This window comes from Acinetobacter sp. LipI_23 (assembly GCF_058243045.1).
This window is the reverse complement of record NZ_JBZAYJ010000003.1, coordinates 22680-36697: the sequence shown is the minus strand read 5'-3', so window position 1 is coordinate 36697 and position 14018 is coordinate 22680. Positions and strand designations below refer to the sequence as shown.

Sequence of the window (14018 nt, the reverse complement as noted above, 5' to 3'; positions counted from 1 at the left end):
TTCACATGAGTAAAGCCTTACCCATTGCTGTAGCTGTTATTCTAGGCGGTGCTGCACTTGTTCCCGTTTATTATGCATCTCAACACCCAGCTTCAGCCGAAGCCCAAGTTTCAAAAAATGCATCTGCCGTAGAAAAAATTAGCTATGCACTGGGTTATGAGGTTGCTCATCAAACTCCACCAGAACTCGATATTAACAGTTTTGTAACGGGTGTCCGTGCCGGTCATGCTCGTAGCCAACCTGCCTATAGCGAAGAAGAATTAAAACAAGCCTATGGCGGATTCGGACGCGAACTTGCACGTAGAGGTGCTCCCTTTAGACAACCAGAATGGTCTGCTCTGGCACTAACAGAGGCACCAGAAATTGGTAAAAGAAGTAATTTGGACTTCATTCGTGCTGGTGACAGTTCATTAACACCAATAGATTATGCCTGTGGTACCACCATAGGTCAGGAACGTTTTGACGTGAAGTCACGGAAGGTAAAGCGCAATTGCCACCCATCAAGCCAGCTCGCGGTCCAAGAAAGTGGCCAATATTCAACAGGCTGTCTTATTTATTCGGTTCTTGATCGTGCAGAACTGATTGATCAATCTAAAGCAAGTTTAGCAAAACCAATTATTGGAGCACTCTCTCCAGACTTGACTTTTGGCTTGCAGAAACACAATCTTGCCTCGCAGAAGTTAGAACGATTCACAGTTACTGTGGCAAAAGACGGACGTGAATTTTGGGTATCATTTATTAATAAGACGAAGCAAGCTCAACTAAAGCAAAGCTTACGTTCTGGTGAAGCAATATCCAGTCAAGCTTCAAGATTGTACATGAACTCGGTGCAAATGCAACGTTTATTTACCCAATTGCTGTCAGCCAGAAGTCATAAAAATGCAGATCAAAAAATCCGTAGCCTACTTCCGTCTGGTGTCAAAATTGGTGCTTATGCAAATGCCTTTCCACCACAAAACAGTGAAGCAACAGCCAATGATGGTTTGGATGAAGTTCGTAAAGATCTAGATCCAGATGCTTATCTAACATTTGCAAAACAGTGGCAACACGCTGGTGCATCCATGATTGGTGGCTGCTGTGGCATAGGTCCTGAACACATTCAGAAACTTTCTCAGTTTTTTCAAGAATAATTTTTATGTCAACTTCTAAAATTGGCTTGCTATCCTTAACCGCACTCGTGTTTAGCTCTATGGTCGGTTCTGGTGTGTTTAGTTTGCCACAAAATATGGCTGCTGTAGCCAATGGATCAGCCTTGCTTTTTGCATGGCTGATTACAGGCATTGGTATTATTTTTTTGGCCTTCTCCCTGCTTTATTTAACACGACAACGACCAGATCTTGACGGTGGAATTTATAACTACGCCCGTGAAGGATTTGGTGATCTGATTGGTTTTTGTTCCGCTTGGGGTTACTGGTTATGTACCACGATCGGCATTGTCGGTTATGTCGTCATCGCATTTTCAGCCGTAGGTATGTTTACAGATACACCTGAACACATCTACTTTGGCGAAGGCAATACACTTTACGCTCTAATTGGTTCATCTCTATTTGTCTGGCTCGTCCATTGGTTGGTCAGCCGTGGTATCAAAGAAGCCGCACTGGTCAATCTTATGGCAACCATTGCCAAGATTATTCCATTGGTTATTTTTATTATTTTTTCATTTGTCGCATTTAAACTCGAATTATTCAAACTGAATTTCTTGGATACTTCACTTCAAATGCCCGTATGGCAACAAGTACGTGATGTCATGCTGATTACACTCTGGGTATTTACAGGAATTGAAGGTGCGGTTGTACTTTCCTCTCGTGCTAAAAAGCGAAATGACATTGGAAAAGCAACGCTGCTTGGTGTATTGCTGGCACTGGCTTTTTATGTGATGGTGACAGTACTGGCTTATGGCATAAATATCCGTAGTGAAATCGCAGGTATGCATAATCCATCAATGGCAACTATTTTAGGGCAATTGATCGGTATTCCTGGTACTTTCGTGATTACACTTGGTCTGATTATTTCTGTTTCATCTTCATATTTAAGCTGGACACTTTTTGCAACAGAGATTCCTTATCTAGCTGCAAAAAATGGGGCTTTCCCAAAAATATTTTTGAAAACTAACCAAAATAGTGTGCCAATTGCCTCTCTATGGCTAACGTCTATTGTCGTACAACTATCATTGATTGCCGTTTGTTTTTTCAATAAAAATTACACACAATTATTGTTAATTTCATCAGTTATGATCTTATTGCCATACTTTTTAGTTTCTGCTTTTTACTTAAAAGAATCGATTCGCAATAAACGGACAAAACATATTGTCATTGCAAGTATTGCAACAATGTATGCAGTCTGGTTGTTGTATGCTGCTGGATTTTCATTACTTCTGTTATCTGGTATTTTTTATGCATTAGGATTATTGATTTTTTTCTACAGCCGTTTCTCCTTAAAACGTTCAATCTCAAGTCTTGATAAATAACTTAAATGAAGATGATTTATAAATTTTCTAAATTAACATAATACACGTTATACGAAGGCAGAATAGACATTTTAATTGGGGAATAACACAGAAATGGGAGCTATAAGCTCCCATTTTTAGTCTTTAATTCGCTTTTTCGCTTCGTCATAAACTATGCTATCAGCTCGTTTTCCGACGGTAATGAGCAGGATAACTACCTGATCATCTTTAACTTGATAGACAAGTCGGACACCAGCTTTTAATAATTTGATTTTATAGCAACCTGCAAGATCGCCTCTAAGCATGTTCTTTGGAATATGTGGCTGCTCTATGACTTTAGCTAGTTTCTTTTTAAATTGATCTCGTATAGCAACAGGGAGTTTTTCCCATTCTGCTGTAAAGTCCTTGTGACGTAAAAGCTTATAAGTCATCTAGTGTGACTTCCTCAAACATCTCTTTAGGATCGTTAATGCGCTTACGGACAAGAGCTAATAATTCTTCATCTTCTTCCGAAAGCAAAGCTTTTTTGACGGGCAGTTTCCCAGTCGTAGCAACATACTCAAGAATACTAGTGAAGAAATCCGTAGGTGCAATACCTTGCTCTTTAAGGATTGAATAAGATTTTTCTTTAAGGGCTTCATCAACCCTGAAGTTAACAGTAGCCATCATATTTCCCAAGTGTTTAATGTACTAGGAATAGTGTAATGCAAATTGCATTACAAGTCGACTTCGCATAACAACCATTATGTTAAATGGGTGGATATTTAGTGGAAAATTCAGATTTCGAATAAGAGATTTTATGTCAAATTAAAAGACACCTGTTTCCATGTAGATGGATCATCCGTGAGATTCTTGCCAGTTGGATCTACCGCCAAAAACTGTATATCAATACTTTGTTGCTTAATACTGGTCTGCTTTCGGATATATATAGGTGGCGTGTTTTTCAAGATCATAGGGAGGGAAATAGAAGTCTTGCAGGGAATGCATCATTTTTACTCCTGACGAGCGCTGTTACCAGCGCCGCTAATTGAAACATAAGCATTAATGATGACTATTTAGCTACATCCTTCAGAGCATGCTGAATAAAGACTACTGAACTTTCCAGGGCCTGCAGCGCCTCTGGCTGAAGCGTGGAAAAGAAATGCCATGCATGGAACATGCCCGGCCAGACTTCTAGATTTACGCGCACCCGGTTATCACCAAGGTGGGTTGCCAGACGCATGGCATCGCTCAGCATCAGTTCGTTCTCACCAATCTGAATGAGTATTGGCGGCAGGCCAGTCACATCGGCAAAAACTGGTGAAGCCATCGGATGATTAGGCAATGCATCACTAAGAAAAGCACGGGCCAGAAAATCCAGTCCAGCCTTAGTATTTAGAGGATCAAGACCTTCTCGGTTAGTCATTGATATTCCACTATGCTCCAGGTTTGCCCAAGGTGAGATAGAGACCCCTGCAGCGGGCAGTGGAAGCCCTTTGTTGCGTGCTGCAACCATGACTGTAATGACCATGGCTCCGCCTGCAGATTCTCCGGCCAGAACAATCTTACTGGCGTCAAAGCCCTGCTCAATCAACCACTCATACGCACGCACTGTATCTAGAACCGGCGTCGGAAAAGGATGCTCTGGTGCAAGGCGATAATCTGGCATGTAGACACGTGCTCCCAGCATGCTGGCGTAGTTACCGCCTATACCGTGATAGCCTGCCGATTCGCCGACAATGTAAGCTCCACCATGGATATACATGACAATCGCATCGGTTTTCAAGACATCAGGTATGACCAGTGTTCCGAGTACCCCGCCCATGTTCACGTCGTTAAAGCTAACGCCAGCAGGTGCAGGATTTTTTGCTAGCATGCGAGTATACGCATTACGGACTTCGCTCATAGGGGTAATAGTATCTTCACCTTTGAGAATCGGGCCGAGGCCAGCCAGGCTTTCTGACCATTCTTTAACGGCCTGTTTGGTTTTTTCATTAAGCATAAATATTCCGGTTTAAATTTGTATAAAATAACTACAGAAATATATGATATATCAAATATTAGGGAATATGATTCCCATATACAGGAACGCATAGGTCCCTAAATTACAGGAGTGTTTAAGGATGGAAATCAACAGAATTGGTGATATCGCCGCTTTTGTCGCTGTAGTTAAAGCGGGGAGCTATACCCGCGCGGCTTCTACATTAGGATTGACCAGATCGGCCGTCGGAAAAAGCATTGTGCGGCTGGAGTCCCGACTTGGTGTCCGCTTGCTGAATCGCACGACAAGACGGCTGAGCCTGACGGATGAGGGACGGATTATGTTTGATCGCTGCCGTCAGATACTCGATGATCTGGAGGAGGTTGATGCTACTATGGCCATGCGCAGAGTTCGTCCGACGGGAACTCTAAAGTTGAGTGCGCCACTTTCTTTTGGTCAGCGGCATATTCTTCCTGTTCTGGATACGCTTCTGAAGCACTGGCCAGATCTCCGGGCAGAAGTGTCTTTCACCGACAGGTATGTCGATCTTATTGAAGAAGGTTTCGATATTGCTATCCGAATTGGCGAGCCCTTGGATGATTCGCGTATCCTCACCCGAACAATAGCGACTCAGCATATTGTAACCTGCGCATCACCTGAATATTTAGCTTTGCGAGGAGTACCGGAAACGCCTCAGGCACTAACAGGACATGATACAATCTTTCTGCTCAGTTCCGAAAAAAGACGTAACTGGCGCTTTGCTACTTCAGAGGGCACTTTTATCTATGAAGGTCCGGGACGTCTTAACCTCGACAGTTCAGAAGCCATGCGGGTATCAGCTATTTCAGGTTTCGGAATTGTTCATCTGCCTACTTATCTAATTGGGGATGATTTACGTAACGGAACGCTGATACCTGTTCTGAAGGAATTCCCTTTCCCTCCTGAGCCGATAAGGCTTATTTACCCCAGTAAGAAGCATTTGTCACCGAGAATACGCGCCTTTATAGATTTGCTGATCGAGAACTGGTCTTCTGGGGTTCCGTGGGAATAGATTCTGTATTAGCCTTATCCGGCTTTGTTGCACAAAGATTTGAAATGCAAAGCGCCCCTAATTGAGCCAAATTTAAGGCGTAACTTGGGTAAGTGGTCGACCTAATTCCGTAAATCTGTTAAGGACTGCTACACGTGCATGGATCTCATTCACTTCCAAATGCCTTCATTTATTTATCAAATCAAGAAAAAACTTTTTGGTTAGATACACCGATGGCACAAATTTCAGATAACGCTAAGCCTTTTGTGCAATGGGCAAGAGAGGCTGCTAAGCCATATTTAAAAGCAAATCGGGTCAAATTTTATAATGCTGGCGATGAAGTACTTCCAAAGGTGAAATCGATTCCGTTATTTGGCCATACCCCTGGACACAGCGGTTTTGAATTTGAGTCTAAAGGGGAAAAAATGTTGGTCTGGGGTGACTTAATGCACAACCACGCGATTCAAATGAAATATCCTGAAGTGGCAGTAGATTTTGATGCTGATTCTATTTCTGCTCGCAAAAGCCGCCTGAATGTGATGCCCAAAATCGCCCAAAGCGAAATTTTAATTGCTGGTGCACATTTGCCTTTCCCTGGCTTAGGTCATATTCGTGCAGAGAAAGACGGCAGTTATCGTTGGATTCCTATACATTACCGCCCGATTCGTTAATTATCAAATAAATAGAGTATTAAAATGAGTGTTTACAAATTCTTACAACCTTATACTTTAAAAAATGGCGTTACTCTAAAAAATCGAGTGGTTATGGCGCCAATGACGACCAAATCCAGTTTTTACAATGGTGCATTAACTGAAGATGAAATCGAATATTACCGCTTACGCAGCGGTGGTGTGGGTATGCTGATTACTGCCGCTACTGCGTGTAGTGAAAATGGTAAAGGTTTTGAAGGCGGTCCAATGTTACACAATGACGCCCTAATTTCAGGTTTCCGAAAACTGGCAAATGCTATAAAAATTGACGGTACAAAAGCTATCCTTCAAATTTTTCATGCGGGTCGAAAATCCCTTACAAGTATTTTACGTGGCGTGCAGCCTGTTTCTGCCTCTGCAGTGGCTGCAGTGTATCCACCCAATTCAGAAGAGCCACGTGAACTGACTAATGATGAGATTGAAACTATTATTCAAGAATTTGCCCAAATCACCCGTCGTAGCATTGAAGCTGGTTTTGACGGTGTAGAAATTCATGGTGCAAATACTTATCTTATCCAACAGTTTTTCTCGCCACACTCCAATCACCGTACCGATAAATGGGGCGGTAACCGTGATGCGCGGATGACATTCGTATTCGAGTTACTTAAAGCCGTAAAAGCTGTCATTGCCGAATATGCCGATGACAACTTTATTCTAGGCTACCGCATTTCTCCTGAAGAACTGGAAAACCCAGGGATTCGTTTAGAAGACTCGCTTTATTTCGTGAATAACATTAAATCACAAATTGATTATCTGCATTTATCCATCGGCAGCTATAACCGCACATCGCTTAACGATAGAAGCAATACCCAAACACTGTTAGCGCAGTTTAAAGCGGTAGTAGGCGATAGTATTCCTGTAATTACCGTCGGTACTGTTAAAACCCCTGCTGATGCAGATGCAGCTCTGTGTGAAGGGGCCGATTTGGTTGCTTTGGGACGTGCATTGATTAATGAACCGAAATGGGTGCAGAAAGTACAAAGCGGCGATGAGTCCAGCATCCGGTTGAAACTCAGTCCAAACGATATGGACGATCTGAAAATTCCTGCTGGTATGCAGGAGTATCTGATGACCACCTACGCCACCGCCATCGATTTTTCAACCAATACACAACAGGATGATTTCGAAAAAGGTATGGCTCCAATGGAAGGCTATAAGACCAAATAAAAGTAACATCGCTGCTCTTTTAAAGAGCAGTGCACTTTAATTTAGAGCTTTTATGTCTAAAAAAATAAAACGGTAATACCCCCATTTTTAATTGAATTTATGACTAGAAAATCCAAAGCCCTTATTGTTGTTTAAAATGAGATGGGCAACCATATAAAATAACTTGGTAACATAGTCCCTGAAAAAGCCTTACTCTTTAATATTTTTCATTACTCATCTATATATTATAGAGTAAAATTTTTTATTTATTTCCATGTTAAACTTAGGTTACTTAGCTATATATGAGCATTTAAGGTTAAAACGAAAATTTGTAAATCAATTAATTATATCTATTTTTCCTCTTTCTCCGCTCTTCGATCATTAGATGATTTATCTTCAGCAATACCTGATTTCCAGTAGGAAAAAGCATATAGTTCGTTTACTGCCCAATTTTTTTCTTTTTTTAGATAGTGCCGAATAGCTTTAACTGATGAAAATTCGCCAGCTATATAAGCAAATCGGCTTAGCTTTTCGCTTGGTAGCGTGAGAGACTTGATCGTATCTGCTAGTTGACTACCTTGAACAGGATCAGCGTTATGTAGCCACGTCATCTCAACATTAGCTAAGGTTAGTAAATCCTGTTCATCTTCTTTACCATAAACCTCGATAATACATTGCATTGTACTGCCATTAGGTTGGAGTTAACTCATAAATTAAATTAAATTAAATTATTAAGTGTTTATTTTCCAAGGGTGTAATTTTATTTTTTTCTGTAAAAATTCAATAAAACATTTAACTCTTGGGCTTTGTAGTTTTCGGTTAACGTAAATTATGTACTGAGGCTCTATAATTCTAGATTTATATTCCACTAGAATTGGAACCAGTTTACCTAGCCTAATGTCATTCCCTATATGGTAATCAGCTAATCGTATAATTCCTTCTCCTTGAAGAGCCAAATCTCTTAAAAAATCCCCTTGAGAAAAAGAAGCTAAAGGCTTAATAGGAATAGTAAAATTTTCATTATTTTCAAAAAAATCCCAGTTATTCCAACTACTAGAAAAATTGAAATGAAAACATCTATGCTTTAATAAATCTATAGGGTGAGTTGGATTTCCATATTTTTTTAAATAGGTTGGAGATGCACAAGTTATCCATTCACTTTCGCCAATCCTTGTCGCTACTCTAGAGGAAGAAGGTAGAACTCCTCCATAAATTGCAATATCAGTTCCACGATCAAAGTCATCCTGATAAACAGCATTTAACTCAAATTCTATATTTATTAAAGGATATTTATCTAAAAACTCTGGTAACCAAGGTAGGATTTGATGTTTAGCAAATGTAGGCATAGTTCTTATCTTCAAATTACCACTAATTCTTGTAGGTAATCCTTCAGCTAACGAATCAGCTTCTGCCATAGCAGAAACTACATTCTTTGCACTTTTTAGATAAGCTAAACCCTCTTCTGTTAATGTGAGTTGCCTAGCTCCTCTTTGAAACAATCTGACACCCAATCTATTTTCTAATCTACTTATTAACTTACTCATGGCCGAAGGGGTTAAATCATGTGCTCTAGCAGCAGCTGAAAAGCTGCCATGTTCATAGGCCCACATAAAAGCCATCATTTGTCGATAGTTATCCATATATGAACCTCAAAAAATTATGAACTGTTTTGAACAAATTTCATTATACCCAATTTCAATAACAGCCTACCTTGCCTGTTATTCACATGTGATTTGAATTTCATGCAATCAACAGCTTTTTTTCTTTTGTTAATATCTCGTTTATTCAAGATTCATATTCAAGGAGAATAATATGACACTACAAAATACCCCTATGCTAGCAGATGTTGAAGATGTTGTTCCTTTTCAACTTCCACAAGTACCTTATATGTCTCCTGATTTAGTGCTTCCTGGAGTCTTAGATAAATATTTAGAGGATGATAATCTATGGGTTCCAACTTCTGAATCAGTGAGTTTTAAACCTCTATTACTCAACACTAGCGCTGGCTATTATGTAAATTTATTACGCGTACGTAAGAGTGGTGTTTTATCTTGTCATCGTCATACAGGAACTGTACATGCTTTCGTATTAAAAGGTCGCTGGTACTATTTAGAACATGATTGGATTGCAGAAGAAAAATCATTTGCATATGAACCACCAGGTGAAACACATACTTTATTCGTTCCTGAAGACGTTACAGAAATGATTACACTTTTTATCGTTCATGGCGGTTACACCTATGTTGATCCGTATGGTAAAGCTACTGGATATGAAGATGTATTTACAAAACTTGAGAGCACACGAGCTCACTATAAGAATATAGGGATTCCTGATTCAGAACTTGAAAAAATTATTCGATAAAGGCTTATTTTTCAGTATAAAAATGCCATCTCTTAATTGATTTGGCATTTTTTTCTAGTTATTAGGAATATAAACAATATCGGTTATCCTCAGAAAACTGAATATTGATAAGGGGAAAAAATGTTAAAAATTATGGGGTTCCCAGGTGAATATGTTCAAGGACCGGATGCTTTATCTAGTATAGGTCTGATTCTTAGAAAGTATCAATTTAATAATATTGCGATTATTTATGACAAAGCAACTGAGGGAAGTATCTTAGATAAGGTTACGGTCTCTTTAAAAGCCGAATCAATTGAATATTCAGCTTTTGAATTTAGTGGTGAATGTACATATAAAGTAATTGATTTAATGATCGAAGGAATTTCAAAACACTCCCCACAGACTATCATCGGTCTAGGAGGAGGGAAAGCAATGGATACAGCCAAAGCCGTAGCAAAATCTCTAGATGTGCCTATTACTATTTGCCCAACTATTGCCTCAAATGATGCACTGAACCGTACCGGGTTTGTCGGAGACTTTTTTATTTAAGTTAGGCCACCTGACCTAACGGGTTAATCTTATCATAGTACATTGCTTCAAACTCAAAAGGCGATACATAACCCAGTGCACTGTGTACACGCTTTTTATTGAACCAATCTACCCAGTTTAGTGTCGCAAGTTGTACATCTGCTAAACCTTGCCAATCTGCTTTTAAATATTCAATCACCTCTGTTTTGTATAAGCCATTCACCGTTTCAGCCAAAGCATTATCGTATGAATCACCAGTTGTACCGACTGATGCTCGTAAATTTGCAGCTTCTAAACGATTGGTATAGCGAATAGAAAGATATTGAACACCTCTATCTGAATGATGAATTACATTCTTTGGCATGCCTCGATCATGCAATGCTTGTTCCAATGCATCGAGCACCATATCTGTATTCATCCGTGTAGATACTTTCCATCCAACAATTGCTCGTGAGAACACATCAATAATAAATGCGGTGTAGACCCAGCCAGAATTGGTTTGAATATACGTAAAGTCACTGACCCATAATTGGTCAGGTCGATCAGCACTAAAATTACGTTTCACTAAATCATCTGCTCGTTTTTGGTCATCTCGGCTACGGGTGGTCTGTTTATTCTTACCACGCCAAACACCTTGTATTCCTAGCTTTTGCATCAATCGAGCAACTGTACAGCGCGCAATAATATAGCCTTCACGTTTCAGTTTTTGCCAGACTTTACGTACACCATATCGACCTGAACTTTCCTTCCAAATTCGTTTAATCTCCTCAGCATGATGCAAGTCATGTAAATCTCGCTTTGCTCGATGTTCTGGATTTTCACAGAGATCTAGAGTCCGGTAATAGGTTGAAGGTGCGATCGGTAAAATTCTACAAATCGCCTCAACACCATATAACGCCTTATTGTTATGGATAAAATCCACCATTATTTGTGTGGGCGGTCGAGCTCCGCCTGGGCGAAAAAAGCGGCTGCTTTACGTAGAATTTCATTGGCACGCTTTAATTCTTTAATTTCACGTTCCATTTGCTTCATTTTTTCTTGATCAGATATCTGTTGTACTTTAATAGGATTTTGCTGATCTAAATGCTTTTGATGCCAGGCACGAAGTGTTTCAGGAGTACAACCAATCTTAGGCGCAATTGCTGTGATTGCAGCCCAAGTAGAAGGATAATCTTTTTCAGATTCAATCAATAATTGAACCGCTCTTTCTCTGATTTCAGGGGTATATTTTAATTTTGTCATCGGGATAGTCTCTCAGAATATTGACTCTCCGACAAACCCGGTACGGTTCACACCTACTAGCCGTTTAATTATTATTTATGATGAAATGCATAAAGTACAGGCGGTTGAAAAAACTAAATCTAACCCTGATCTTATAGTCGTCGATACTGAAGTTATTGTACAAGCTCCTGCTAGATTTTTTTCCGCTGGAATTGGAGATGCAATAAGTAAAATGTTCGAAGCGAATCAATGTAAAAATTCAAATGGCCTAAATTCATTTGGAACTCCTCCGCTTGAAACCGCACTCCTCCTTGCAAATAGTACATATGAAAACCTATTAAACTGGGGCAAGTTAGCTTTAGAAGATGTCAAACTCAAAAAGACAACTAACATTGTTGAAAAAGTAGTTGAATCAACAGTATTACTTAGTGGTTTGGGGTTTGAAAGTGGAGGACTATCATTAGCTCATGCACTTATTAGAGGTTTGACAGCAGTCCCTGAACTTTCTTCAAACTTACATGGTGAATTAGTTTCTTATGGAACAGTTGTTCAAGCAATTTTAGAAAAAAGAGATCCTATCTTCATCGATAAATTAATAACTTTCTTAAAATCAGTGGATTTACCTACAACAATTTATGATTTAGGTTACAACGATGAATTAAATGAGGAAGACTTAAATACTATTGTCTCCCATACTTTGACTAATTCTTATAGTAAAAATTTTGTACCCTCAATTACTCATGAAACCTTAAGGCAAGCTCTAATACAGTCCAATCAAATTTAATCTCTAAGCCAAAAAATAATGGGGTTTACCCCCATTATTTCTACCTCATAAGCCATCCACCAGCTACATCGATTATCTGACCTGTAACAAAACTACTTTGATCGGATGCCAAAAACTCAATCACCTCCGCTACTTCTTGTGGTGCTCCCAATCGACCTAAGGGAGTATCTGTTATGAATATATTATTTACCTTCTCACCGACAGCTGTAACCATTGGAGTTTCAATACGTCCAGGCGCAACTGCATTTACGTTTATATTATAAGCTCCTAGCTCACCCGCTAAATGACGAGTTAAACCTGTGATAGCAGCTTTAGTTGCACTGTAGTGACAAGATACTATAGGTAAAAAAGCATTGGCTGCCACAGAAGAAGTATTAATAATTTTTCCAAATTTATTATTTATCATTTCTGGAACTAAAAGGCTTATAAAATTAAAAGTTCCATTTAAATTAACATTTACTACAGTAACCCATTCTTCAGGTGCTAACTCCCAAATTTTATGAGGTTTTCCCTTATGCTTGGGAGAAATTCCAGCATTATTTATTAATGTATCAATAAATCCAATTTTGTTATAAAAATATTCATATGCAATTTTACAGCTGTCATATTTGGAAATATCAGCACAGTAGGTCAAGACGTTAATGCCTTTAGCTAAAAACTCTTCTTTTTTAGCTTCTAGTATGTTGCTATTAATATCTACAATAGCGACGGTAGCCCCCAATAAGCCAAGATGCTCAGCAATTTTTGCTCCAATTCCACTACCTGCACCAGTAACTAAAACAGTTCTATCTTTAAATTTTTTACTTTTCATATCTACCTCATTAAAAAAGAGGTTATGCATTACATACCACATAACCTCTCTCTATAAATAGTTAAATTACTTAATTTTATTTAGATCAATACCTGTATTATTTTTCCATGTAAGAACTGTGATTGTAGCTATGATAGAAACAATGATCAGATAGGCATTAAATATCCATCCTTTATCAATTGAATATAACCAGGTATTTACATAAGAAGCTGTTCCACCAAAAATAGTTACAGCTAATGACATAAAGACTCCGAAAAACTTTGTTCTATATTTTGTTGGTACTTGTTCCGACATTGCAGCAGGTTTACATGACATTAAAAAACCCATCGTTAAAAGACCGATAGTTTGAGCAACTAATAATGTCCAAGGCTCATTACTTATTAAAGACCATAAAGGAAAGAGTAATAAAGAAGACCCAATATAGGTAATTAATGTATTGCTTTTTCTACCAATATAGTCTGACAATAAACCTTGAAAAGGTAAGCAAATCAGATATATCACCTGAGCTATACAACTCATAATAAATGCATCTTTTGCTGGCATTTTTTGAATACCAATCGCATATATAGCTGTACATGAAACCCAAGTATAAAAAGTTAAAGTAGAACCAGCTTCATACCAAAAAAGTTTAAATCCAGAAATTAGAATTTTTGATAAAGGCCAATTCACCTCATCTACTTGTTCATTCTTGTCACTTTCAATATGTGTTTCAAGCATATTTCGACGTAAGTAAATTGCAAAAAAAGCTAATACACCACCAATAGCAAAAGGAATACGCCAGACCCATTCATACATTTGTGCATCTGAATAAATGATATTTAGTATGGCTACAAATAAAGTGGCAACAAGAGATCCCGCACCAACAGCAAAAAAAGACATACTTGACCATAAACCACGTCGCGGAGGAGGGGCTATTTCTGCAATATATGCATAAGAGGTTGCTGTTTCACCTCCATGAGCAAAACCTTGGACTAGTCGAGCCATTAATAATAATGCTGATGCCCATACACAGAGGTGGTCCCACTTGTTTGAACAACTAAAA

13 protein-coding genes, 4 pseudogenes and 1 other annotated feature are annotated in these 14018 nt (G+C 38.9%); of the genes and pseudogenes, 9 read left to right on the top strand and 8 right to left on the bottom strand.

The window, feature by feature from the left end; translation table 11 throughout:
* Nucleotides 1-5: 5 nt before the first annotated feature.
* From AC4CVD_RS17845 to AC4CVD_RS17835, 3 genes and pseudogenes are all read left to right on the top strand, one after another.
* Nucleotides 6-305: pseudogene (locus tag AC4CVD_RS17845) on the top strand (FKBP-type peptidyl-prolyl cis-trans isomerase N-terminal domain-containing protein); the annotation flags it as partial.
* A 30-nt stretch (nucleotides 306-335) separates the two neighbouring features.
* Nucleotides 336-1130, top strand: a pseudogene (locus AC4CVD_RS17840) (homocysteine S-methyltransferase family protein); the annotation flags it as partial.
* A gap of 5 nt (nucleotides 1131-1135) precedes the next feature.
* Entirely contained in the window at nucleotides 1136-2467 is a 1332-nt protein-coding gene (locus AC4CVD_RS17835) for a basic amino acid/polyamine antiporter (RefSeq protein ID WP_151982606.1), read from the top strand.
* Between the two features lie 116 nt (nucleotides 2468-2583).
* Here the strand turns inward: AC4CVD_RS17835 and AC4CVD_RS17830 are convergent, their stop codons facing one another.
* The 3 genes from AC4CVD_RS17830 to AC4CVD_RS17820 form a co-directional block, all read right to left on the bottom strand.
* On the bottom strand, nucleotides 2584-2877 hold the full coding sequence (locus tag AC4CVD_RS17830) for a type II toxin-antitoxin system RelE family toxin (RefSeq protein ID WP_000221358.1): 294 nt from the start codon (nucleotides 2875-2877) through the stop codon (nucleotides 2584-2586).
* Complete coding sequence (locus tag AC4CVD_RS17825) at nucleotides 2867-3112, bottom strand: type II toxin-antitoxin system RelB/DinJ family antitoxin (protein ID WP_000246756.1); 246 nt, start codon at nucleotides 3110-3112, stop codon at nucleotides 2867-2869. The genes AC4CVD_RS17830 and AC4CVD_RS17825 overlap by 11 nt, the downstream gene beginning before the upstream one ends.
* 385 nt (nucleotides 3113-3497) lie before the next feature.
* On the bottom strand, nucleotides 3498-4427 hold the full coding sequence (locus AC4CVD_RS17820; protein ID WP_490753589.1) for an alpha/beta hydrolase: 930 nt from the start codon (nucleotides 4425-4427) through the stop codon (nucleotides 3498-3500).
* A gap of 121 nt (nucleotides 4428-4548) precedes the next feature.
* On the opposite strand from AC4CVD_RS17820, the gene AC4CVD_RS17815 reads away from it, so the two are divergent.
* From AC4CVD_RS17815 to AC4CVD_RS17805, 3 genes are all read left to right on the top strand, one after another.
* Nucleotides 4549-5457 carry a LysR family transcriptional regulator gene (locus AC4CVD_RS17815; protein WP_490753587.1) on the top strand — a complete coding sequence of 303 codons (909 nt, stop codon included), beginning with the start codon at nucleotides 4549-4551 and terminating at the stop codon, nucleotides 5455-5457.
* 134 nt (nucleotides 5458-5591) lie between these two features.
* A complete protein-coding gene (locus AC4CVD_RS17810) occupies nucleotides 5592-6107 on the top strand; it encodes an MBL fold metallo-hydrolase (RefSeq protein ID WP_490753585.1) in 516 nt (171 codons plus the stop codon).
* A 24-nt stretch (nucleotides 6108-6131) separates the two neighbouring features.
* A complete protein-coding gene (locus AC4CVD_RS17805) occupies nucleotides 6132-7313 on the top strand; it encodes an NADH-dependent flavin oxidoreductase (protein ID WP_490753583.1) in 1182 nt (393 codons plus the stop codon).
* A 329-nt stretch (nucleotides 7314-7642) separates the two neighbouring features.
* On the opposite strand, the pseudogene AC4CVD_RS17800 reads toward AC4CVD_RS17805, so the two are convergent.
* Both AC4CVD_RS17800 and AC4CVD_RS17795 read right to left on the bottom strand, forming a co-directional pair.
* Nucleotides 7643-7975: pseudogene (locus tag AC4CVD_RS17800) on the bottom strand (siderophore-interacting protein); the annotation flags it as partial.
* A gap of 48 nt (nucleotides 7976-8023) precedes the next feature.
* A complete protein-coding gene (locus tag AC4CVD_RS17795) occupies nucleotides 8024-8932 on the bottom strand; it encodes a LysR family transcriptional regulator (protein ID WP_490753581.1) in 909 nt (302 codons plus the stop codon).
* A 172-nt stretch (nucleotides 8933-9104) separates the two neighbouring features.
* Here AC4CVD_RS17795 and AC4CVD_RS17790 point away from each other — a divergent pair, with 172 nt between their 5' ends.
* A complete protein-coding gene (locus AC4CVD_RS17790; RefSeq protein ID WP_490753579.1) occupies nucleotides 9105-9653 on the top strand; it encodes a 2,4'-dihydroxyacetophenone dioxygenase family protein in 549 nt (182 codons plus the stop codon).
* 120 nt (nucleotides 9654-9773) lie between these two features.
* The gene (locus AC4CVD_RS17785) at nucleotides 9774-10181 is read left to right on the top strand and encodes an iron-containing alcohol dehydrogenase (protein ID WP_490753578.1); all 408 of its coding nucleotides are present in this window, start codon (nucleotides 9774-9776) and stop codon (nucleotides 10179-10181) included.
* Nucleotide 10182: 1 nt separating this feature from the next.
* Here the strand turns inward: AC4CVD_RS17785 and AC4CVD_RS17780 are convergent.
* Nucleotides 10183-11402 (bottom strand): IS3 family transposase gene (locus AC4CVD_RS17780; protein ID WP_490753576.1). Its coding sequence is split into 2 segments (ribosomal slippage): nucleotides 10183-11126 and nucleotides 11126-11402, totalling 1221 coding nucleotides; the frame shifts between segments, so codons are not numbered across the junction.
* Nucleotides 11011-11127 (bottom strand) — a sequence feature (AL1L pseudoknot). It overlaps the preceding gene by 117 nt.
* Before the next feature lie 85 nt (nucleotides 11403-11487).
* Between AC4CVD_RS17780 and AC4CVD_RS17775 the strand changes: the two genes are divergently transcribed.
* Nucleotides 11488-12165: a dehydroquinate synthase/iron-containing alcohol dehydrogenase family protein gene (locus AC4CVD_RS17775; RefSeq protein WP_490753574.1), complete on the top strand. Its 678-nt coding sequence runs from the start codon at nucleotides 11488-11490 to the stop codon at nucleotides 12163-12165.
* A 40-nt stretch (nucleotides 12166-12205) separates the two neighbouring features.
* Here the strand turns inward: AC4CVD_RS17775 and AC4CVD_RS17770 are convergent, their stop codons facing one another.
* Complete coding sequence (locus tag AC4CVD_RS17770; RefSeq protein ID WP_490753573.1) at nucleotides 12206-12976, bottom strand: SDR family oxidoreductase; 771 nt, start codon at nucleotides 12974-12976, stop codon at nucleotides 12206-12208.
* 66 nt (nucleotides 12977-13042) lie between these two features.
* Nucleotides 13043-13969 (bottom strand): annotated as a pseudogene (locus AC4CVD_RS17765) (MFS transporter); the annotation flags it as partial.
* Nucleotides 13970-14018: the final 49 nt, after the last annotated feature.

What these genes read in the sequence shown, in the direction of transcription:
- AC4CVD_RS17790 (WP_490753579.1), top strand. Translation starts at nt 9,105, where the DNA reads ATGACACTACAAAATACCCCTATGCTAGCAGATGTTGAAGATGTTGTT.
- AC4CVD_RS17775 (WP_490753574.1), top strand. Translation starts at nt 11,488, where the DNA reads ATGCATAAAGTACAGGCGGTTGAAAAAACTAAATCTAACCCTGATCTT.
- AC4CVD_RS17830 (WP_000221358.1), bottom strand. Translation starts at nt 2,877, where the DNA reads ATGACTTATAAGCTTTTACGTCACAAGGACTTTACAGCAGAATGGGAA.
- AC4CVD_RS17785 (WP_490753578.1), top strand. Translation starts at nt 9,774, where the DNA reads ATGTTAAAAATTATGGGGTTCCCAGGTGAATATGTTCAAGGACCGGAT.
- AC4CVD_RS17795 (WP_490753581.1), bottom strand. Translation starts at nt 8,932, where the DNA reads ATGGATAACTATCGACAAATGATGGCTTTTATGTGGGCCTATGAACAT.
- AC4CVD_RS17805 (WP_490753583.1), top strand. Translation starts at nt 6,132, where the DNA reads ATGAGTGTTTACAAATTCTTACAACCTTATACTTTAAAAAATGGCGTT.
- AC4CVD_RS17770 (WP_490753573.1), bottom strand. Translation starts at nt 12,976, where the DNA reads ATGAAAAGTAAAAAATTTAAAGATAGAACTGTTTTAGTTACTGGTGCA.
- AC4CVD_RS17835 (WP_151982606.1), top strand. Translation starts at nt 1,136, where the DNA reads ATGTCAACTTCTAAAATTGGCTTGCTATCCTTAACCGCACTCGTGTTT.
- AC4CVD_RS17820 (WP_490753589.1), bottom strand. Translation starts at nt 4,427, where the DNA reads ATGCTTAATGAAAAAACCAAACAGGCCGTTAAAGAATGGTCAGAAAGC.
- AC4CVD_RS17815 (WP_490753587.1), top strand. Translation starts at nt 4,549, where the DNA reads ATGGAAATCAACAGAATTGGTGATATCGCCGCTTTTGTCGCTGTAGTT.
- AC4CVD_RS17825 (WP_000246756.1), bottom strand. Translation starts at nt 3,112, where the DNA reads ATGGCTACTGTTAACTTCAGGGTTGATGAAGCCCTTAAAGAAAAATCT.